Raw genomic sequence first — 21,029 nt, 5'->3', positions numbered from 1 at the left:
CCCGGATACTCGACGTACCCGCGTGGAAGGACCGTCGATGTTCACCTACACCGCCAACCCGGCCCGGGTCGTGTTCGGCAGCGGCACGCTCGCCGTCGTCCCCGACGAGGTGCAGCGGCTCGGTGCCAGGCGTGTGCTGCTGATAGCCGGAAAGTCCGCGACCGCCGCTGCCGACCGGACCGCCGCCGCCCTCGGCCCGCTGCTCGCCGCCCGCTTCGGCGAGCCCACCATGCACACCCCGGTCGAGGTCACCGAACGCGCGCTCGCGCTGGTCACCGAGCATTCCGTGGACTGCGTCGTCGCGATCGGCGGCGGATCCGCGACCGGGCTGGCGAAGGCGCTCGCGTTGCGCACCGACATTCCGCAGATCATCGTGCCGACGACCTATGCCGGGTCCGAGATGACGCCGGTGGTCGGCGAAACCGCCGATGGTCGCAAGACCACCCAGTCGTCACCGAAGGTGCTGCCCGAGGTGGTCGTCTACGACGTCGACCTCACCCTGGGCCTGCCCGTGCCGACTTCGCTGACCAGCGGCGTCAACGCGATGGCGCACGCGGTCGAGGCGCTCTACTCCGCGCAGGCCAACCCGATCGTCGACCAGTTCGCCCTGGAAGCGATCCGGCTGCTCGCGACCGCGCTGCCGAGGATCGCCGCCGATCCGTCCGATGTGGACGCTCGAACGGACGCGTTGCGCGCCGCGTGGCTGGCCGGTTCGTGCCTCGGTTCGGTCGGGATGGGCTTGCACCACAAGCTTTGTCACACACTCGGCGGCAGTTTCGGGTTGCCGCACGCGGAAACGCACACCATCGTCCTCCCGCACGCCATGGCGTACAACGCGCCGAACGCCGCCGACGCGATGCGGCGGATCGCTGAAGCACTCGGCGCGCCGGACGCGCCGACGGCCGTGTTCGATCTGATCGCCAGCCTGCCGGTACCGCATTCGCTGGCCGAAATCGGTCTTGCCGAAGGCGATCTCGCCAAGGCCGCCGAGCTGGCCACCGCCGCGCCGTATCCGAATCCGCGCGAACTCACCCGGGACGGCATCGAGGACTTGCTGCGGCACGCGTGGTCCGGCACCCGCCCGGCCCCCGCTGAGGGCACGCCCCCGGATCTGCGCGGGCTCACCCAGGAGGTCGTGGACAGTTTCGCCGGCGCGCCGGACCCCCGGTTGCGCGAACTGCTGTCCGAATTGGTCCGCACGCTGCATTCCTATGTCGTGCGCACCGATCTCACACAGGAGGAGTGGGAGTACGCGATCGGATTCCTCACCCGCACCGGACAGATCAGCTCGGACACGCGGCAGGAGTTCATTCTGCTGTCGGACACCGTCGGCGTTTCGAGCGTGGTAGACGTGCTCACGAACTCGCGCACGCCGGACACCACGCCGTCGGCGGTGCTGGGCCCGTTCTACGTCGAAGGCCCGCCGGAAACCGAGCAGGGCGCGGATCTCGCCGAGGGGCTGCCGGGTACTCCACTGTGGACGGATGTCCAGGTGGCCGAACCGGACGGAACCCCGGTGCCGGACGCGGTCGTGGACGTCTGGCAGTCCAATGAGGACGGTTTCTACGACGTCCAGCTGCCCGACCTGGACGGTCCGGTGCTGCGCGCCCGGTTCCGCACGGACGCCGAAGGACGGCTGCGGTTCTGGACGATCGTGCCGTCGGCGTACCCGATCCCGGACGACGGCCCGGTCGGCCAGATGCTCGCCGCCGTCGAGCGGCATCCGTACCGTGCCCCGCACGTGCACTTCATGATCGCCAAACCCGGCTACCGCACGCTCGTCACACAGCTGTTCGTGCGCGGCGGCGACTACCTCGACTCGGACACCGTGTTCGGCGTGAAAGACGGCCTGATCGTCGACTTCGCCGAGCAGACCGGCCCCGCGCCGGACGGGCGCGAACCCTGGTGCCGCCTCGATTTCACCTTCCGCATCTCCCCCGGGAACCCAGCATGACCGGTTATGACACCGATGTCCTCGTGGTCGGCAGCGGCCCGGCAGGCGGTTCCGCCGCGCTGCTGCTCGCGACCTACGGCGTCCGCACCGTGCTCGCGACCAAATACGGCTGGACGGCGCACACCCCACGCGCGCACATCACCAACCAGCGGACGATGGAGGTCCTGCGCGACCTCGGCATCGAAGACCAGGCGCTCGCGCAGGGCACTCCCCCGGAGCTGATGGGCGACACCGTGCTGTGCACGTCGCTCGCCGGGGACGAGATCGGCCGGATCGCCAGCTGGGGCACCGCCGATCGCTCCGCGACCGAGTACAGCTCGGCGAGCCCGTGTCACATGATCGACCTCCCGCAGACCTATCTGGAACCGATCCTGGTCACGAACGCCGCCGCGCGCGGGGCGAAACTGCGCCTGGATACGGAATTCCTCGATTTCACCCAGGACGCAGACGGCGTGACCGCACGATTGCTGGACCGGGTTCGCGGCGACGAGTTCACGCTTCGCGCCCGCTACCTGATCGGCGCGGACGGCGCCCGCAGCCGCGTCGCCGAGCAGGCGGGACTGCCGATCGACGGCCAGTCCGGCAAGGCCGGCAGCATGAACATCACCTTCACCGCCGATCTCGCCGAGCACGTCGCGCACCGGCCGAGCGTGCTGTACTGGGTGATGCGGCCGGGCGCGCACCTCGGCGGCATCGGCATGGGTCTGGTGCGGATGGTCCGGCCGTGGAACGAATGGCTGCTGACCTGGGGTTACGACATCGCACAGCCGCCGCCCGACGTCGACGACGCGGAGGCGACCCGGATCGTGCGGGACCTCGTCGGCGACCCGGACCTGCCGGTGGAGATCACCTCGGCTTCACTGTGGACGGTCAACCACAGCTATGCCGCGCAGTACTCGTCCGGCCGCGTTTTCTGCGCGGGCGACGCGGTGCACCGGCATCCGCCGTCGAACGGGCTCGGGTCCAACACCTCGGTGCAGGACGCGTACAACCTGGCGTGGAAGCTCGCGATGGTCGTCCGCGGCGAGGCGGGCGAAGGACTTCTCGAAAGCTACAGCGCCGAACGCGCCCCGGTCGGCAAGCAGATCGTGGACCGGGCGAACCTCAGCCGGGACCAGTTCGGGCCGATCTTCGCCGCGCTCGGCATCGACGGCGACACCGACTCGGACGCCATCGCCGCCGGCCTCGCCGCGACGGAGGACGGAGCGCTGCGGCGCAAGCAGTTGCGGGCCGCGATCGAGCTGAAAAACTACGAATTCAACGCGCACGGCGTGGAAATGGACCAGCGGTACGCCTCCGCCGCGGTGCTCCCGGATGGTGCCGAGGCCGACGCGTCACGGGATCCCGAGCTGTACCACCGGCCCACGACCACGCCGGGCGCGAAACTGCCGCATGTCTGGCTTGTCAACGAAGGCGGTCGTCGGCTGTCCACATTGGATCTCGTCGGCCGCGGCCGCTGGACTGTCCTCACCGGACTCACCGGCGGTGCCTGGTGTGACGCCGCCGCGAAAGCCGGTGCGGACCTCGGGCTGGACCTGAGGGTGGTGACCGTCGGTTCGCCCGGGGCCCGCGACTCCTACGGAGGCTGGGCGCGAATCAGCGGCATCGAGGAAGACGGCTGCCTTCTCGTCCGGCCGGACGGCTATGTCGCCTGGCTGCACTCCGCTGCCGGAACCGGGCTGCTGGAAGCACTCCGCAGTCTCCTCGACCGCTAGCTCACGGCATCCCCCACGGATCGCTCGCCCCGCCCGGCGCGACTGGCCGGACTGTGAAGTCCGGCCGGTCGCCACGGCGGTACACGTACGCGTCCTGACTGCGGCCGAGATCAACCTGCACATCACCGTTGGCCAACCGCCGCCACCGTCGCGGACGGCCGTGCGCGTCCGTCACGGCCAGCTCGCCATCGATCCCTGGCCGCAGCACACAAGGCGCACCAGCCTCGCTGTGCACCTTCAGCCAGCGCGTTTTCCCACCGGATCGGGAAGCGCTGAGCAGGAACGCGCCTTCGGTCCGGAAATCGCGCAACGCGATGTCGCCCCACGCGGCCGGTACCGCCGGGAACAGCCGGAGGACCCCGCCCCAGCTCTGCACCAGCATGTCCTGCATGGATTTCGCCGCCGACAACGGCGTTTCGATGACCGGGCCGGATTCCTTGTACATCGTGTTCGGCTGGATATAACGCTTTTGGAGTTCGCCGAGGTAGTACGCGGCCTTCTCGCCGCGCAGCATTTGCGCGGAGATCGACGCGGCACCGGTGAAGGTGTAGCCCTGCAGCGCGCCCTCGAAGCCGACCCAGTGGTTGAGCGAGGTTTCGATGATCTGGCGATGTTCTGGTTGTTCCCAGGTGATCTCGTACAGCGGATAGATCTGCAGCAAATGCGAGTAGCGCCGGTGCGATTTCGCGAACGGCACGCCCGCACCGATCATGTAACCGTTCTCGTCGGCCGGATAGTCGGTGAGCGTGGCCAGGACCTGCTGCCACTTCCCCGTGAGCGGATCGGCGACGCGCAGCTCGCGCGCGGTGTCCAGCAACGTCTTGCAGCCCCAGCGGATCAGGGCGAGGTCGTAATTGGTGTCCGGCGCGGTCACGCCGTACTCGGGCGAGAAGGTCGCCGGGAGATGCAGCCGTCCGTCCGGGCCCGGGGCGAGGAAGTGGAGGTAGTAGTTGATCGCCTTGCGCAGCAACGGGAACAGCGTGTCGCGAAGCAGCTGGCGGTCCATCGTGTGCCGGTAGGTCAGCCAGACGTTGTGCAGTGCCCAGGTGAGGTTGCCGACCTCGGGCGTCGGGGTGTCCTGGCCGGGAATGCCGACCGGGTAACCGCTGGTCGAGTCGGCGAGGCCGTTGAGCAGCGTCATGTCGGTCGTGCGCGGGATGCCCGCGGAATCGGCCTGGTACGGCTTCGCGACCTGGCTGGTCAGCCGGTCCCGGTACTTGCCGAGCGCGTAGCTGACCGCGTCGAGTTCGAGGTGGTTGGAGCCCTGGATGAGCCAGTACTCCAGCTGCACGTTGAGGTTCCACCAGGTCGCGGGCCACGGCGTGTTTTCCAGCCAGGGCCCGGAAGTCGCCATCACCGGCGCTTCCCGTCGAGCCGCCGACGCGACTTTGTACAGCTGGATCCAGTAGAAGCTCTGCAACCGGGTGTCCGGAATGGACAGGAAACTGCGCCGGTAGTAGTCGTGCCACCAGCGGCGGTGGTCCCAGGTCAGCACGTCCAGTGCGCTGGCCTGCCGCACTGTGCGCAACGCCCGGGAGACCGAGGTTTTCTCCGGATGCGACCACGCGACCGACGTGTACAACGTTCGCGCGCTGCCCCGGGCGACCTCGCGCCAGGCCGTCACGTGCTCGCCGCCCGCCAGCAGCGGCTGTACCGCGAGATGCGCGTCGCCCGCCTGCTGGAGCTGGACGGGCGGATTCTCCAGATACCCGTCCGGCGGCGGCTTCTTCCAGACCGGATCAGCTCGCGGGCTGATCGCCTTCGCCGGATGGAACACCCACTGGAACCCGCGTTCCCCTTCCGACGGCCGTACTTCCACCGCGAGCAGCGACTGTCCGGTGTGGACGATCGCGCGCAGCTCCAGGCTGCCCGCCGCGGTGGTGATCGTGCCGGTCAGCTCGGCGTTCCAGACGTCGAGCCGCCAGTCGAGCCCGGTGATCGCGCCGACCGGTTCGAGCGTGAAGTACCCGATCGGCAGCCGGGCCAGGCCGAACAGCGACCCGAACTGCGGCCGGTGGTCCTGCACCTGGCTGTGCTGGACGTTGAAGCGGACCGCGTTGCGGCCGGGTTCGGCGTAGATGCCGGAGCCGAGGAAACCGTTGCCCAGGAACGGTCCCTCGTACCAGGTCTTCGGCATCCGCCGCCAGCGCAGGTCCGCGGTCGCCAGGAAACCCGCCCAGTCGACGCTGTCGCCGCTCATCTCCGCCGCGCTGGCCGGGGGCAGCCCGACCGCTCCGGCGGCGATCCCGGCGAGCGCTCCGCCGAGCACTGTCCGGCGCGAGATGTCCATGTCCGCCAACCTCCTCGTTTCTAGTCAGGCAAACCCCAGGCCGGAACAGCGCCGAGAGAGGGGACGTCACGCGGCCCGAAGTCCGGCCGGGCCCCGCGCGGGGTGACGGTGACCGTGCTGCCCCGCCGCAATTCCAATGTGATCCGCCGGGGCCCCACCGGACGCCACGACAACCGCCGGCCCCATTCGTCGCGCACGTCGAGGTCGCCGTCGATGCCGTGGTCCAGCACCAGCGGCGCACCGGCTTCGCTGCGCACCCGGACGAATTCCGTCGCTCCCCGCCGCCGCGACGCGTCCACCAGGAACGCGCCCTCGGTGCGCAGCCCGGCGATCGACGCGTCCGGCCACTTCGCCGACACCGACGGGAACGCCTTCACCACTCCCCCGGAACCCTGCAGCACCATGTCCACAACGGACTGTGCCGCGGTGATCGGGCTTTCGATGGCGAAGTTCGAGCCCTCGCGGTACATCGTGTTCGCGGTCAGCTCGGTGTCCGCGACGATGTTCCGGTCGAGGAAGAACTTCAGGTACCGCAAGGCTTCCTCGGGCTGGTCCATCACCGAGTTCATCGACGACGCGGCCGCGTAGCTGTAGCCGTGCCAGGCCGATTGGTCCGCCGACCAATGCCGGAACGTGCGGGTCATGACGTCCCGGTCGGCGGGCCGCTCCCAGTTGCGCTCCCGCAACGGGTACAGCCAGAGCAGATGCGAGAAGTGCCGGTGCGAATCGGCGAGCCGGACGCCGTCCCCGATCAGCACGCCGTCGGCCGGATCTTCGTGGTACGGAACGAGTTTCGCCGAGATCTCCTGCCACATCGGCACTCGCGGCTCGTTCAGCCGCAGAATCCGCGCGGAGTCCACGAGCGTCGTCGCCGCCCAGCGGATCAACGACAGGTCATAGGTGCAGTCAGCCGCGTCGGCGTACTCCGGCGACCGCGTGAGCGGCAGGTGCAGCAGGCCGTCCGGACCGGTGAAGAGGAAGTGCCGGTAGAAGTTGAGCGCCTTCGCGAGCGTCGGGTACAGCACGTCGCGCAGCACCGACTGGTCGAGGTGATGCCGGTACGCGAGCCAGACATTGTGCAAGCCCCACAACAGGTTCCCGGTCTGGTCCGTTTTGGACGTCGTCCCCGGAACGCCGACCGTCCGGACGCCGCCCGGCCGCAGCCGCCAATCCCCCGGATGCGAGAGGGCATAGGTGTCGCCGTCCCGGTAAGCAGGCGGAACCGACACCTCCAGGTTGGCGTGGTCGCGGCGGAACGTCTCGGTGACCGCGTCCAGCTCGGGGTGGTTCGTGCTGTTCACGATCGGATAGGTGACCTGGACGTTCAGGTTCCACCACACCGCCGTCCAGCTGTTGCCGACCTCCGGGAACCACGGCCCCCATTCGGCGGCCACCGGGCCGTCCTCGCGGGTGGCCGAGGCCATCTTGTACAGCTGGATCCAGTAGAACCGCTGGACCTGCTTGTCCGGCACGGACACGAAACTGCGCTGGTGGAAGCTGTTCCACCACCGGCGATGCCAGGCGAGCAGCAGATCCGGGTTCATCGCGATGCTCCGCCCGGCCAGCGACACGGCGTCGCGGGTGTGCGTGGAACGCGGGAACGAATACGCGACCGCCGCCGCGAGCAACCGCTTCGTGCCGACTCGCTTCTCCCGCCACGCCGTCGTATACCCGCCACCGGCGGTCAACGGCTGCGCGCAGTAGCCGTCGGTTTGCTCGGGTTCGGGATTCGCGGTGTACTCCGGCGGCTTGCGCACCGTCCGGGTCGTCGCCGACACCAACGGCGCGAAGCCCCACGTGGCCCCGGATTCGCCCGCACTCGGATCGAGCGAGACGAGCAGCACGCCGAGATCGTTGTGCACCACGGCGGAAAACGCGATCTGGCCGCGCGTGGTGGTGATGGTGCCGCCGAGTTCGGCGTTGTACAGATCGAGCGTCCAGTCGACGCCGGTGATCGCTCCCGCGAAGGTGAGCGTGATCGCGCCGATCGGCAGCCGCGACAGCCCGATTCCGGCTTCCCACTGGATGCGCTGGTCCTGGACCTGGGTGTGGCTGAGCATGAACTTCAGCACCTGCGGCGTCTGCCCGGCATAAGCCTGGACGCCGAGGTAGCCGTTGGCCAGGAACGGCGCTTCCTGCCAGTTTTTCGGCAAGCGCTGCCAGCGCATCCGCGCGTCCATGGCGACATCCCGGTGCGGGCTGCGCGGGGCGGCCAGCCCAGGCGGCGCGCCCTGCGCCCAGAGCCCGCCGAACGCCGCCGCTCCAGCGGCGATCGATACGGATCGGAGCACCGTCCGCCGTGACACCCCGACCATGACGCCCTCCGGATTCATATTACGTTTCGCCCTCGCCGACGTAGGGCGAGCGGAATATATCCAGACACAGCAGGCGAAAGCCAGAGCCGTTCACCCGGAAAGCCGCACAGACATCCGATGACTGGGATGGAGCAGGTGCGCGTTCAAGGATGTGAAATATCGGAAGCGGCGGCCACGCACGTGAAAGTGCCTTTTGCAAGCCCTCCATTACTCACCCATGATGGTGTTACGCACTACTAGTGAGGTGAGGAAGATGGTCGAGCAGGCAAGACCCCAGGGGGCGCCGGTCGTCGTCGAGGTGTGGGCCGACCTGGGCTGCCCTTGGTGCTACCTCGGCAAGAACCGGCTCCAGTCCGCGCTCTCGCAGCGCCCGGACGCGGACCGGTTCACGATCACGATGCGTTCCTTCGAGCTGGACCCGAAGGCGCCGCGGAAGCTGGAGAAAAATGCGGAGAGCTTCGTCCGGACCCACGGCGGCACCGCCGCCCACGTCCTCCGGGCGGAGCGCGAGATGCAAGCCATGGCTCGCCAGGAGGGGCTCGAGTACTCCCTGAACCGCCTGAACGCCAACACTTTCGACCTGCACCGCGTGGTCCAGTACGCCAACGATCAGGGCCTCGGGTTCACGTTCTTCTCCGGCGTGCAAGACGGCTTCTTCGCGGGCGCCCTCAACCCCTTCGACCCGGAGGCCCTGGCACGCGTCGCGGAGTCGGCCGGACTGGACGGGCGTCGAGTGCACGAGATCCTCACGAGCAACGAGTACGCCAACCGCGTGCGCGCCGACCGCCGGGAGGGAATCGAGCTGGGCGCGACCGGCGTTCCGTTGGTTGTCCTCGACCGCCGGGTGGCCGCACCGGGCGCACAGAAAGTCGCTGTCTACGCCCAGTTGCTGGAGCGGGTGGCCGGTCCGGCGCCGAGCGCGGGGGTCATGAGCGAGCCGACGCGCTGACCGCGGCCTTGGCCCGGCCGACTCCGGTCAGCTCGCTGGCAGCCCGGTTGCCGGCGATCTCGCCATGATGGGCGGCGGCCCAGCCCACCATGGCGGTCACCGCGTCCAGCAGGGACCGGCCCAGATCCGTCAGCTCGTACTCCACTCGCGGCGGCACCTCGGCGTACGCGGTCCGGGTGAGCAGGCCGTCGCGCTCGAGATGTTTGAGCGTCTGGGTCAGCATCCGCTGGGAGATCCCGAGAATGCTCGCCTGCAAGTCGGAGTAGCGCAGCGAGCCGGCGCTCAGAGTGCTGATGGTCAGCACCGTCCACTTGTCGCCGATGCGGTCGAGCACCTCCCGGATGAAGGCGCTGTCCTCCGGCCATGCCTGGCACGGACCGCTGATCTGCCGCGCTGCCGCCATCTCGATTCCCTCTCCGCTGGATGTAACCGCACTACCAGTATGTAATGCCCGCTCGCATCCACGGCTCTCCATCTACTCGAAAAGGAATCCAATACCGTGAACGCACACGACACCATCGTGGTCGGCGCGGGCCCGGTCGGGCTGTGGACCGCGGCCGAACTCGCCCTGGGCGGCGGGCGGCCGCTGGTCCTCGAACGGGCCGAACAGCGCAGCCCGCATTCGAAGGCACTGGCCGTCCACCCGCGCACGATCGAGGTACTGGCGATGCGCGCGCAGGAACAGGCCTTCCTCGACGGCGGGCTGCCCATGCCGGACGGGCACTTCGGCATGCTGCCTGCTCGCCTGGACTTCCGGGAGTTGGCCACGCCGTTCCCGTTCCTGCTCGCGCACCCGCAGCTGCGCACCGAGGAACTGCTCGAACAGCACGCCGTGCGCCTCGGGGCGGCAATCCGGCGCGGACACCAGGTCTCCGGGCTGCGCCAGGACGAACACGGCGTGACGCTGCGGGTCAGCGGCCCGGACGGCGAGTACGAGATCACCTCGGACCACGTCGTCGGCACGGACGGCGCGGGCAGCACCGTGCGCCGGGCGGCGGGCATCGACTTCCCTGGCACCGGCTCGACCGTCTTGGGCTTCCTCGGCGACGTCGAGCTGACCGACCCGCCGGAGCGGCCGGGCTTCTGGCACAACGAACACGGCGCGCTGATCGTCGTCCCGCTCCCCGGCGGGCGGTACCGCGTGACCGGATACGCCCCGTCCGCCCGCACCCCGACCCTGGATTCGTTGCGGGAGACGGCGAACCTGATCGCGGGCACGGACTTCGGCCCGCACTCCCCCGTGTGGCTGTCCCGCTTCGGCAACGCCACCCGGCTCGCGGCGGAGTACCGGAAGGGCCGGGTGTTCCTGGCGGGCGACGCCGCGCACCGGCATTTCCCGGCGGGCGGCGTCGGGCTGAACGTGGGCCTGCAGGACGCGATGAACCTGGGCTGGAAGCTGGCCGCGGTCCAGCAGGGCCGGGCGGACGCGGCCCTGCTGGACACCTACCACCGGGAACGCCGCCCCGTCGGCGTGGCCCTCGGCGAACACACCAAGGCCCAGACCGCCCTGATCACCGCCACCACCGAGGAGGGCCAGTCCCTGCGCCGGTTCCTGGCGGAGCTGCTGCGCACCCATCCGGACGTGGCGACCGCGTTGGCCAACACGGTGACCGCGCTCGACGTGCGCTACCCGGGTGCGCATCCCCTGGCGGGCGAGCGCTTCCCGGCTACCCGCGAGCAACTGCACCTGCTGCGCGAGGGCCGCCCAGTGCTGCTGGCGCGGGAAGCGACTCCGGCGTTGAAGGACCTGGCCGAGAGTGCGGACCTCTCGCTGTACGAGACCGAGCTGCCCTGGCCGGCCGCCGCCGTGCTGGTGCGCCCGGACGGGCACGTGTGGGCCGCCGGGGACACTGCCGAGCAGTTGGCTGACGCGATGGCGGAACTGCCCCTGATCTGACAAAACGCCGCGCGGATGCTTACAAAGAGCCATCACTTGACGGATAGCCTCACGATGCCGCTCCCCGGAAAATGTTCTCATGAACACCCACGAGAGAGGGAACCGGGAAGCAGCTCCAGATACCGAAGAACACCCGGAATCCGAACCTGAAAGAGGCGCGGATTCTGCGGACCTGATCCCGCCTCAACACTCAGCGGAGCCCAAGCATCACCGTAGCGACGAACAGGGCCAGGAACCCGCCGCGAGCACCTGGACCAAAGCTTTCCAGAGCACGGAAGACAAACGCGGACAATGAGAAATACGGGCGATCCGGATTTCCATTTACCTCGACGAAAAACAAGGCGCGCCGCGCGTCGAGAAGTCGGTCGAGGAGTTCGTCAATCGCCTGAACGGCCAGATCTTCGACCGGAGCGATCCGGTCGTCAAGTCCTGGTTCCGGCACCTGCGCGCCAAAATCGTCTTCTTTTCGAAGTCCCCGGCAGGCCAAGACATCCAGGAAATCGCGACGCACGCCGCCGCGGCGCGGCTGGTTCACGCGACAGACGCGAACGTCACCTCAACCATGATGTCCAACCTGGCACCCGTCTTGAGCTCGCTGTCGCCCTATTCCAACGCGGTGCTCAGAATCGGCGCGCTGCTCATCGTGAAGACGGACGGAGTGCTGGTCGTCCAGCAACTGAGCCCCGCTCAGCAGCTTATTCTCCTACGCCGCCCAGACCTGCTGACAAGCCCGGCAACCGTCCTCGAGGAGATTCGCGTCAAGAACGAGAAAGAGGAACCGGATTCCGCACTTCCCGCCGCGGGCGAGACCGCGGCTCACAGCGACGGCAACTCCACCCGCTCCAGCCAAGCCGAGAAAAACTCCCGCAAAGACCGCCCCGCATAAGACTCCGCCAGCGACACGAACTGCTCCGTCGTCACCGCGGCGTGCCGGTTCTCCACCGCCCAAGCCTTCACCAGCGCGAAAAACGCCGGATCGCCGATCTCCCCGCGCAGCGCGTGCAGCGTCAACCCGCCACGCTTGTACACCCGCTCGTCGAACATCCGCGCCACGCCAGGGTCGCCGATAGTCACGTCCGCCGGCTTCGCTCGCACCCGCGCGTACCACGCCCGGGCCAACGCCTCCGCCGATTCGCCGCCGGCCCGCTCCGACCACAGCCACTCGGTGTAAGTAGCGAAGCCCTCGTTGAGCCAAATGTGCCGCCAGTCCGCGACAGTCAGGCTGTTGCCGAACCACTGGTGCGCCAGTTCGTGCACCACGAGCCGCTCGTGGGTGCGCTTGCCGTCCACGTGGTTGGCGCCGAAGATGGCCATCCCCTGCGCCTCGATCGGGTCGTCGAGGTCGTCGTCGGTCACGACCACCACGTACTCGCCGAACGGGTACGGCCCGAACCAGTCCTCCAGCGCGTCCATCATCCGGCCCTGGCGGCCGAAGTCCCGCGCGAACGCGCGGCGCAGCCGGGGCGGCACCGCGGCCCGCTGCACGACGCCGCCCGGCCGGTCGACCGCGATCTCCGGAACCCAGGCCCCGGAGATCAATTCGAGGTCCTCGTACCGGCCGATCTGAACGCTCATCAGGTACGTCGAGGTCGGCTCCGGCCGTTCGAACACCCACTTCGTGGTGCTCGCCGACTGATACCGCGAGACGAGATTCCCCGTCGCCGCAACGAGATACGGCGACGAGGTGGCGACCGCGATCCGATAGGTCGCCTTGTCCGCCGGGTGGTCGTTGCACGGGAACCACGACGGCGCGCCCACCGGCTGGCTCGCCACCAGCGCGCCGTCGGTCAGTTCGTCCCAGCCGATGTCGCCCCACCGGCTGCTCACCGGGCGAGGGTTGCCCGCGTAGCGGACCTCCACCTCGAACTCGGTACCGGCCGGCACCGACCGCGCCGGTTTGACCTGCAGCTTCAGCCCGCGCCGCACGTACTTCGCCGGTTTGCCCTCCACCAGCACGCGCGACACCCGGAACTCGCCGAAGTCGAGCGTCAGCCGCGAGAGCGCCTGGGTGGCCTCACACGTGAGCACCGCCGTGGCGGACAGCCGGTTCGGCCCGATCCGGTAGTCGAGATCGAGGTCGTAGTGCCGGACCCGGTAGCCGCCGTTCCCGTGCGCGGGCAGGTACCCGTCGCCGGAGGTCTCCGCTCCGGGCGCGGCCGCTTTCCCGTTCACCCGCACCGAAACCCGCCTTCGCCCGCCGCCGTGATCTTTTCCAGGATGAGGCGCCGCGACGGGTCCCGCAACGGTCGTGCCCTCACCGCCGCCAGGCCGAGATCGGATTGCCGAGCCAGCGCGAGTCCGCGGGGACCGCGTCGCCGCGCGTCACGAGCGAGCCCGGGCCCACCGTGGTGCGCGCGCCGATGCTCGCGCCCGGCAGCACGATCCCGTGCGGGCCGAGCGTCGCGCCCTCTTCCAGCGTCACCCGCGACATGGTCATGATCCGGTCGTGGAACAGGTGCGTCTGGACCACGCAGCCGCGGTTGATCGTCGCGCCGTCGCCGAGGGAGACCAGGTCGGACTCGGGCAGCCAGTAGGTGTCGAGCCACACGCCGCGGCCGATCTTGACGCCCATCGTGCGCAGCCACGCGGGCAGCAGCGGCGTGCCGCCGAGCGACCCGATCAGCCACGGCACCGCGAGCGCCTCGACGAACGTGTCGGCCAATTCGTTGCGCCACACGAACGAACTCCACAGCGGGTGGTCGATCTCGCGGAACTTCCCGACCAGCAGCCACTTCGCCGCGGTCGCGGTGAGCGCCGCGACGATCCCGGCGGCCAGCAGCACCGGCCCGGCCAGCAGCGCGGCGACCCAGAAGCCGCCCCACGCCGCCAGCGCCGCCAGTGCGAACGCGACGCCGGCGGTCAGCGCGACCGCGCACATCACCGGCAGGATCCGGCACAGCTCGACCAGCGCCCGCGCCGCCTTGAGGTGCAGCGGCGGCGTGTAGGTGCGGCTGGTGTCGCTCTCCCCCACCGCGCGGCGCACCGGCAGCGGCGGCATCCCCAGGTACGACGAGCCCTTCTTCGCCTTCGCCGGCGTCGAGGACAGCACCCCGACCAGCCCGCGCTTCGGCACCGAACGGCCCGGCGCGGTCATCCCCGAGTTGCCGAGGAACGCCTGCTTGCCGATCCGCGCCGGGGCGGCGTGCAGCCAGCCGTGGCCCAGTTCGTAGGTGGCGACCATGGTGTCGTCGGCCAGGAACGCTCCACTGTCCACTTTGGTCATCTTCGGCAGCGCGAGCACGGTGGACGCCTCCACGTTGCGGCCGACCTTCGCGCCGAGCAGCCGCAGCCACACCGGCGTGAACAGGCTGGCGTACAACGGGAACAGCCCTTCGCGGGCCATCCCCATCAACCGCTCGGTGGCCCAGACCTGCCACGCCACGCGGCCGTGCACCGGGTGGTAGCCCTCGACCATGCCCACGCCGAGCGCACGGACACCGGCCAGCACGAGCAGCGCGTACGTCAGGAAGTAAGCGACGGTGGCGACCGGCACGAACAGCAGCGCCTGGCCCAGCGCGGCGCCCAGGCTCGAAGTGCCGGACACCGCGTAACCGATCACCGCGACGCCGGGCAGCGCGGCGATCCCGGGCAGCAGCCCGAGGAACACCGAGGTGACGCCGTACACCGAGGCCCAGAACCGCGACCGCGGCGGGCGGCTCGACGGCCACTTCAGCGCGTCCTTGACGTCCGAGCGCACCGCGGGCGAACCGGCCCAGCGCTGGCCCGCCGGGACCGCGCCGCGCACGGTCGAACCGGCGGCGATCTCCGAGCCCTTGCCGATCCGGGCGCCGGGGAACAGCGTGCTGCGCGCGCCGACCCGGGCCTCGGCCCCGATCCGCATCTTGCCGATGTGCACGACGTCGCCGTCGACCCAGTGGCCGGACAGATCGACCTCGGGCTCCACCGCGGCGCCGCGGCCCACCTTCAGCAGACCGGTGACCGGCGGCGGCGAGTGCAGGTCGACGTCCTTGCCGATCCGCGCGCCGAGCGCCTTCGCGTACGTGGTCATCCACGACGCACCGGCCACGCTGTCCGCACCGCTGAACTCGGCCAGCTTCTCGGCGGTCCACAGTCGCAAGTGGACACTGCCGCCGCGCGGGTAGGTGCCGGGGCGCACCCCGGACAGCAGCACGCGCGCGCCGCCCGCGGCGATGGCGATCCGGCCCGCCGGGGTGAACAGCACGAGCCAGGCGAGCACCAGCCACGCCCAGTTCAGCGTCGGAGCCCAGGAGACGCCCAGCAGCGCCAGCACGTTCGAGCAGGCGGCGGCGAGCGTGGTCCAGCGCAGGCCGACGAGACCCGTCAGCGGGATCATCAGCAGCGTCTGCACGAGCCCGGCGCGGCGCGGCGTCGGCGCGATCTCGCGGCGCTCGGTCTCCTCGCTGCTCAGCGCGTCCAGCTTCGCGGCCAGCGCGCCGAGCTTCGGGTGCTGGTAGATGTCGCTGACCGACACCTCGGGGTGCCGGGTGCGGATGCGCGCGATCAGCTGCGCCGCGGTGAGGCTGCCGCCGCCGTTGGTGAAGAAGTCGGCACCGGCGTTGCTCACCGACACGCCGAGGATCTCGCTCCAGCCTTCGGCCAGCCACGCCTCGGTGGGCGACAGTCCGGCCGCGCTCGCGTCCACAGTGGACAGCGGCCACGGCAGCGCGGCGCGGTCGACCTTGCCGGACGTGCGGGTCGGCAAGTCCTCGATCGTCGCGAGCAGCGGCACCAGCGCGGCGGGCAGCTGCGCGCGCAGCCGGGTCGCGGCGTCGTCGGTGTCGAGGGTTTCGCCGTCCTCGGGGACGATGTAGCCGACCAGGACCTGGTTGCCCGCCTTGGTGCGGCGGACCGCCGCGGCCGCGCCGCGCACGCCGGGCAGCGCCTGCAGCGCCGCGTCGACCTCGCCCAGCTCGATCCGGCGTCCGCCGAGCTTGATCTGCTCGTCCAGCCGGCCGAGGAACAGCAGGCCTTCCGGTTCCGCGCGGACCATGTCGCCGCTGCGGTAGGCGCGCTCCCAGCCCATCGACGGCAGCGGCGCGAACTTCTGCGCGTCCTTCTCCGCGTCGAGGTACCGGGCGAGCCCGACCCCGCCGATGACCAGCTCGCCGGTCTCGCCCATGGCGACCGGTTCGCCCTCTTCGTTGACCACGACGAGCTGCCAGCCGAGCAGCGGAAGGCCGATCCGCACCGGGCCCTCGCCGGTCATCTGCGCGGCGCAGGCGACAACGGTCGCCTCCGTGGGGCCGTAGGTGTTCCACACTTCGCGGCCTTCGACGGCCACGCGCTCGGCCAGCTCCGGCGGGCAGGCTTCGCCGCCGAAGATGAGCAAGCGCACGTCTTCCAGCGCGTCCGCCGGCCACAGCGCGGCCAGCGTCGGCACCGTCGACACGACGGTGATGCCCTGCGCGACGAGCCACGGGCCGAGGTCGACCCCGGTGCGCACCAGCGCGCGCGGCGCGGGCACCAGGCAGGCACCGTGCCGCCAGGCCAGCCACATCTCTTCGCAGGAGGCGTCGAACGCGACGCTCAGCCCGGCCAGCACCCGGTCGCCGGGGCCGATCGGCTCGTCGGTCAGGAAAAGCTGTGCTTCGGCGTCCACGAACGCCGCCGCCGAGGCGTGCGTGACCGCCACGCCCTTCGGCTTGCCGGTGGAGCCGGAGGTGAAGATGATCCACGCGTCGTCGGCCGGGCCGGGCTGGCCGGTGGCGCCGCTCGGCGTCCCGGCGACGGTGATCTCGCCGTCGGTGGCGATCGCGGCGACGCCCGCCTCGCCGAACACCAGCTCGGCGCGCTCGCCGGGGTCGTCCGCGTCGACCGGCACGTACGCCGCGCCGACCGACAGGGTCGCCAGGATCGCGACGTACAGCTCGGCGGTGCCCGACGAGATCCGGATGCCGACGCGGTCGCCGAGGCCGACGCCGTGTTCGCGCAGCTTGCGGGCGTACGCGTCGATCTCTTCGGTCAGGCGGCGGTAGCTCAGCGGACCGGTCCCGTCGTCGAGCGCGGCGGCGTTCGGGTGCTTCTCCGCAGTGGCGGTGAGGATGTCCAGGAGGGTGCGCTCGGCCTTCGCGGCCTCGGTCTCGAACAGAGCGGGCGAGAGCGCGGCCTCGACGGCGAGGGTCAGGGCTTCGGTGCTGCCGGAATCGGCGGTCAGCGTCACCGGGCCACCTCGGCGGCCGGGCGCGCTCCGGTATTCCGGAACGACGTGAACAGGATCGAACTCTGGGCGCGCAAGCCCATCACTCACCTTTCGCGAGCGTCATTCGGGCTTGCCGTCCGAATGAGGCGCCCGTAGCGACCGTCCACCTTACGCGGCAATCAAGCCAAGGTCGCGTCTGGGTAACGGCCGCGTGTCGGACGTCACCACCCGCAGGTCCGGCCAGGGAATCCCGGGGAATCGGTTTCGCCGGGAATTCCCTGGCCGGGAAAGAAATCAGCGGTTGCGGGCCGCTTTTCCGCCCGCCTTCGGCTTCTGCTTCTTTTCGCGGACGCGCACATTCACCCGGACGGGACTTCCCGCGAAGCCGAACTGCTCGCGGAATTTCCGCTCGATGAACCGGCGGTACCCGGCCTCGAGGAACCCGGTGGTGAACAGCACCAGCGTCGGCGGGCGGATGCCCGCTTGCGTCGCGAACAGCACCTTCGGCTGCTTGCCGCCGCGCACCGGCGGCGGCGTGGCCGCGACGAGATCGGACAGCCAGCCGTTGAGCTGGCCGGTCGACACGCGCTGGTCCCACGACGACAGCGCCGTGCGCAGGGCGGGCGCGAGCTTGCGCACCGCGCGCCCGGTGAGCGCGGAGACGTTGACCTTCTCCGCCCACGGCACCCGCACGAGGCCGCGGTCCAGCTCGCGCACCATGGCGTGCCGGCGGTCCTCGTCGACCAGGTCCCATTTGTTGAACACGAGCACGCACGCGCGGCCCGCCTCGACCACCATCGTCAGCACCCGCAGGTCCTGTTCGGACAGCGGCTCCGAGGCGTCCAGCAGCACGAGCGCGACCTCGGCCGCGTCGATCGCGGTCTTGGTCCGCAGCGAGGCGTAGTACTCCGCGCCGTCGGCGAAGTTGACGCGCTTGCGCAGGCCCGCGGTGTCCACGAACCGCCAGACCTCGCCGTCCAGCTCGACCAGCGAGTCGACCGGGTCGACGGTGGTGCCCGCGACCGAGTCGACCACCGAGCGCTCCTCGCCGGAAAGGCGGTTGAGCAGGCTGGACTTGCCGACGTTCGGCTTGCCGACCAGCGCGACGCGGCGCGGCCCGGCGGTCACCGCGCCCGCTTCGCGCGGCGCCTCGGGCAGCGCGGCCATGATGGCGTCGAGCAGGTCGCCCGAGCTGCGCCCGTGCAGCGCGCTGACCGGGTACGGCTCGCCGAGGCCCAGCGACCACAGCGACGCGGTGTCGGCCAGCAGCCGGTCGTCGTCCACCTTGTTCGCGGCCAGCAGCACCGGCTTCTTCGAACGGCGCAGCACCCGCGCGACGGCCTCGTCGGTGGCGGTGGCCCCGACCGTCGCGTCGACGACCAGCAGCACCGCGTCCGCGGTCTGCATGGCCATCTCGGCCTGCACCGCGACCGAGGCCTGCAGGCCGGTGGCGTCGGGCTCCCAGCCGCCGGTGTCGACGAGCGTGAACCGGCGACCGGCCCAGAACGCGTCGTAGGCGACGCGGTCGCGCGTCACGCCCGGCACGTCCTGCACGACCGCCTCCCGGCGGCCGAGGATGCGGTTGACCAGCGTGGACTTGCCCACGTTCGGCCTGCCGACCACGGCGAGCACCGGCTGCGCGGCGGCCGCCCGGCCGTCCGCCTCCTCGGCCTCGATCCGTGCGTCGAGCGCGGCGAACTCGGACTCGTCGGACCAGCTCCCGTCGACCTCGCCCAGCCCGTCCACCGCACTGTCGGCGGCGGCGTCAAACCCTGTCATCGTTTCCCAACTTCGCCTACGGCGTGGCGAACCCGTGTTCGCCGCGCCAATCGTCCAAAGACTGCACGAGCGCCGCGAGCTGCGTGCGCAGCTCTTCGGTGCCCTGGTCAAGGCCCTTGCGGCCCGGACCGACCTTCAGCGCGAACGGCTCCCCGAAGAGGAGGTCCACGCGCGGGCGCCAGCGGCGCTTGCCGTCGGCGGGCTTGCGCGACCCGCGGATCGCGATCGGCAGCACGGTGGCTCCCGAAGCGCGCACCAGCCACGCCGCGCCGCGTTCGGCGGCCCCGACGTCGCCCTCGCCGCGCGTGCCTTCCGGGAAGATCCCGACCGCCCCGCCCGCCTTGAGCACCCCGACCGCCGTGGTCAGCGGCGTCCGGTCGATCTCGCCCCGGCGGACCGGGATCTGGCCGATCGCCCGCAGGAACCGGCCGCCGATCCCCTTGAACAGCTCGGCCTTGGCCAAGAACGCGCTGCGCCGCGGAAGCATTCCGATCACCAGCTGCGGATCGACGTTCGAGCTGTGGTTCGCGATCACCACGAGCGGCCCGTCGGAGGGCACCCGGTCCCGGCCGTGCACCCGGATCCGGAACGCCGGACGCAGATAATACCGCCCGGAGATCCGGCCGATGTCGTGCAGGAGGCCGTTCGCCCCCTCGGGGAGGGCGCCGCTCACCGGCTGACCCCCGCCTCGGCGGCCGCCGGTTCGGCCGGGCAGTCGCCGAGCAGCCCCCGCCCGCGGGCGAGTTCGGCCAGCGCGACGATCACCTGGTCGATCGTCAGCTCGGAGGTGTCCACCTGGACCGCGTCCTCGGCCGCGCGCAGCGGCGAAGCGGTGCGGGTGGAGTCGATCCGGTCGCGGCGCTCCACCGATTCCCGGGCGGCCTCGACGCTCGAGGCCCGGCCCGCTGCGGAGTCTTGGGTGTTCCGCCGCGCGGCGCGGACCTCGGCCGACGCGGTGAGGTAGATCTTGAGCGGCGAGTCCGGCGCGACGGTGGTGCCGATGTCGCGGCCCTCCACGACGATCCCGCCGTCGCCGGTGACCGCGTCGGCGATGATCCGGCGCTGGCGGGCGACGAGCACCTCGCGCACCTGCGGCACGGCCGACACCGGCGACACCGCGCCGGTCACCTCGGGGCCGCGGATCTCGGCGGCCACGTCCTCGCCGGACAGCCGCACGTCCGGCCGCTCCGGGTCGGTGCCGAGCGAGAAGTCGACGTCGTGCGCGAGCGCGCCGACGGCGTGTTCGTCGGCGAGGTCGACCCCGGCCCGCAGCACGGCCAGCGTGACGACGCGGTACATCGCTCCGGTGTCGAGGTAGCGGGCGCTCAGCCGGCGGGCGAGCTTGCGCGCCACCGTGGTCTTGCCGGTTCCCGACGGGCCGTCCAGCGCGACCACCCCACGTAGGGCTCCCGTCACCGATGTTCTCCTCACGTTCGTCCCGCACACCCAGTCCGGTTCATTCTGCCGGTAGCCGGTCTCGGCACTTCAGGCGGTGTCCGCCGCGCAGCGGGCCAGCAGCGCGAGCCGGTGCCCCGGCGAATGTTCGGCCATCGCTAGACAAGCTAGCGTCGCTAAGTTAGCGTTGCACTTGTTCCTAGCGACGCTAACTTTCCTGGAGGGTCCCCGTGCTGATCACCGCTTACGTCCTCGCCGCCATCCCCGTCCTCGGCATCATCTACGTCGGGTTCACCTATCTGTTCGCCCCGGCGAAGACCGCCGCGACGTTCGGCCTGCGGGAGATCCCGACCGGCTCGACGGCGTTCTTCGAGATCAAGGGCGACCGCGACCTCGGCACCGGGCTGATCCTCGGCGTCGCGATGCTGGCGGGCAGCCCGCAGCTGGTCGGCTGGCTGCTGCTGGCCGCGACCGTCATGCCGCTCTGCGACATGCTGATCATCCTGCGGCACAAGGGGAAGAAGGGAATGGCCTACGGCGTGCACGGCGCGACCGCCGCGTTCATGGCGGTGACGGCGGCGCTGTTCCTGCTGGGCTGAACTCCGCGAATCGGA

General features: G+C 70.5%; 15 protein-coding genes. 6 read left to right on the top strand and 9 right to left on the bottom strand.

Annotation, left to right across the window (positions count from 1 at the left end; genetic code table 11):
- Positions 1-37 precede the first annotated feature (37 nt).
- A complete protein-coding gene (locus ACZ7SW_RS25670) occupies positions 38-1,954 on the top strand; it encodes a maleylacetate reductase and hydroxyquinol 1,2-dioxygenase domain-containing protein (RefSeq protein ID WP_470232906.1) in 1,917 nt (638 codons plus the stop codon).
- Entirely contained in the window at positions 1,951-3,669 is a 1,719-nt protein-coding gene (locus ACZ7SW_RS25665) for an FAD-dependent oxidoreductase (protein ID WP_470232905.1), read from the top strand. Before ACZ7SW_RS25670 ends, ACZ7SW_RS25665 begins: the two co-directional genes overlap by 4 nt.
- 1 nt (position 3,670) lies before the next feature.
- On the opposite strand, the gene ACZ7SW_RS25660 is transcribed toward ACZ7SW_RS25665, so the two are convergent.
- Both ACZ7SW_RS25660 and ACZ7SW_RS25655 read right to left on the bottom strand, forming a co-directional pair.
- Positions 3,671-5,959 carry a glycosyl hydrolase family 95 catalytic domain-containing protein gene (locus tag ACZ7SW_RS25660; protein WP_470232904.1) on the bottom strand — a complete coding sequence of 763 codons (2,289 nt, stop codon included), beginning with the start codon at positions 5,957-5,959 and terminating at the stop codon, positions 3,671-3,673.
- Positions 5,960-5,979: 20 nt separating this feature from the next.
- Positions 5,980-8,274: a glycosyl hydrolase family 95 catalytic domain-containing protein gene (locus tag ACZ7SW_RS25655; protein ID WP_470232903.1), complete on the bottom strand. Its 2,295-nt coding sequence runs from the start codon at positions 8,272-8,274 to the stop codon at positions 5,980-5,982.
- 253 nt (positions 8,275-8,527) lie between these two features.
- On the opposite strand from ACZ7SW_RS25655, the gene ACZ7SW_RS25650 reads away from it, so the two are divergent.
- The gene (locus ACZ7SW_RS25650) at positions 8,528-9,223 is read left to right on the top strand and encodes a DsbA family oxidoreductase (RefSeq protein WP_470232902.1); all 696 of its coding nucleotides are present in this window, start codon (positions 8,528-8,530) and stop codon (positions 9,221-9,223) included.
- On the opposite strand, the gene ACZ7SW_RS25645 is transcribed toward ACZ7SW_RS25650, so the two are convergent.
- Entirely contained in the window at positions 9,201-9,626 is a 426-nt protein-coding gene (locus tag ACZ7SW_RS25645; RefSeq protein ID WP_470232901.1) for a winged helix-turn-helix transcriptional regulator, read from the bottom strand. The genes ACZ7SW_RS25650 and ACZ7SW_RS25645 overlap by 23 nt on opposite strands.
- 96 nt (positions 9,627-9,722) lie before the next feature.
- Here ACZ7SW_RS25645 and ACZ7SW_RS25640 point away from each other — a divergent pair, with 96 nt between their 5' ends.
- Positions 9,723-11,120, top strand: coding sequence for an FAD-dependent monooxygenase (locus ACZ7SW_RS25640; protein WP_470232900.1), 1,398 nt, complete (start codon positions 9,723-9,725; stop codon positions 11,118-11,120).
- Positions 11,121-11,310: 190 nt separating this feature from the next.
- Here ACZ7SW_RS25640 and ACZ7SW_RS25635 read toward each other — a convergent pair whose 3' ends face one another.
- Complete coding sequence (locus tag ACZ7SW_RS25635) at positions 11,311-11,655, bottom strand: hypothetical protein (protein ID WP_470232899.1); 345 nt, start codon at positions 11,653-11,655, stop codon at positions 11,311-11,313.
- Positions 11,656-11,682: 27 nt separating this feature from the next.
- Here ACZ7SW_RS25635 and ACZ7SW_RS25630 point away from each other — a divergent pair, with 27 nt between their 5' ends.
- Positions 11,683-12,006, top strand: coding sequence for a hypothetical protein (locus ACZ7SW_RS25630; protein ID WP_470232898.1), 324 nt, complete (start codon positions 11,683-11,685; stop codon positions 12,004-12,006).
- Here ACZ7SW_RS25630 and ACZ7SW_RS25625 read toward each other — a convergent pair.
- The 5 genes from ACZ7SW_RS25625 to cmk form a co-directional block, all read right to left on the bottom strand.
- Positions 11,937-13,292 carry a M1 family metallopeptidase gene (locus ACZ7SW_RS25625; protein WP_470233128.1) on the bottom strand — a complete coding sequence of 452 codons (1,356 nt, stop codon included), beginning with the start codon at positions 13,290-13,292 and terminating at the stop codon, positions 11,937-11,939. The two genes, ACZ7SW_RS25630 and ACZ7SW_RS25625, sit on opposite strands and share 70 nt — an antisense overlap.
- An 82-nt stretch (positions 13,293-13,374) precedes the next feature.
- The gene (locus tag ACZ7SW_RS25620) at positions 13,375-17,262 is read right to left on the bottom strand and encodes a Pls/PosA family non-ribosomal peptide synthetase (RefSeq protein WP_470232897.1); all 3,888 of its coding nucleotides are present in this window, start codon (positions 17,260-17,262) and stop codon (positions 13,375-13,377) included.
- Positions 17,263-17,535: 273 nt separating this feature from the next.
- Positions 17,536-19,020, bottom strand: a complete 1,485-nt coding sequence (gene der / locus ACZ7SW_RS25615; protein WP_470232896.1) for a ribosome biogenesis GTPase Der — start codon at positions 19,018-19,020, stop codon at positions 17,536-17,538.
- Between the two features lie 16 nt (positions 19,021-19,036).
- Positions 19,037-19,693 (bottom strand): lysophospholipid acyltransferase family protein, encoded by a 657-nt coding sequence (locus ACZ7SW_RS25610; protein WP_470232895.1) that lies wholly within the window; start codon positions 19,691-19,693, stop codon positions 19,037-19,039.
- The gene (gene cmk / locus ACZ7SW_RS25605) at positions 19,690-20,415 is read right to left on the bottom strand and encodes a (d)CMP kinase (RefSeq protein ID WP_470233127.1); all 726 of its coding nucleotides are present in this window, start codon (positions 20,413-20,415) and stop codon (positions 19,690-19,692) included. The genes ACZ7SW_RS25610 and cmk overlap by 4 nt, the downstream gene beginning before the upstream one ends.
- 230 nt (positions 20,416-20,645) lie before the next feature.
- Between cmk and ACZ7SW_RS25600 the strand changes: the two genes are divergently transcribed.
- Positions 20,646-21,014 carry a DUF4267 domain-containing protein gene (locus tag ACZ7SW_RS25600; protein ID WP_470232894.1) on the top strand — a complete coding sequence of 123 codons (369 nt, stop codon included), beginning with the start codon at positions 20,646-20,648 and terminating at the stop codon, positions 21,012-21,014.
- Positions 21,015-21,029 lie beyond the last annotated feature (15 nt).

Source organism: Amycolatopsis sp. NPDC114484 (assembly GCF_055633755.1).
Note: the sequence above shows the minus strand (reverse complement) of the source record. Positions and strands in the feature narration are given on the sequence as shown.

Bases quoted from the DNA above. Each gene is read 5' to 3' on its own strand.
- ACZ7SW_RS25655 (WP_470232903.1), bottom strand. From the start codon at position 8,274: ATGGTCGGGGTGTCACGGCGGACGGTGCTCCGATCCGTATCGATCGCC.
- ACZ7SW_RS25630 (WP_470232898.1), top strand. From the start codon at position 11,683: ATGATGTCCAACCTGGCACCCGTCTTGAGCTCGCTGTCGCCCTATTCC.
- ACZ7SW_RS25665 (WP_470232905.1), top strand. From the start codon at position 1,951: ATGACCGGTTATGACACCGATGTCCTCGTGGTCGGCAGCGGCCCGGCA.
- ACZ7SW_RS25670 (WP_470232906.1), top strand. From the start codon at position 38: ATGTTCACCTACACCGCCAACCCGGCCCGGGTCGTGTTCGGCAGCGGC.
- der (WP_470232896.1), bottom strand. From the start codon at position 19,020: ATGACAGGGTTTGACGCCGCCGCCGACAGTGCGGTGGACGGGCTGGGC.
- ACZ7SW_RS25645 (WP_470232901.1), bottom strand. From the start codon at position 9,626: ATGGCGGCAGCGCGGCAGATCAGCGGTCCGTGCCAGGCATGGCCGGAG.
- ACZ7SW_RS25660 (WP_470232904.1), bottom strand. From the start codon at position 5,959: ATGGACATCTCGCGCCGGACAGTGCTCGGCGGAGCGCTCGCCGGGATC.
- ACZ7SW_RS25650 (WP_470232902.1), top strand. From the start codon at position 8,528: ATGGTCGAGCAGGCAAGACCCCAGGGGGCGCCGGTCGTCGTCGAGGTG.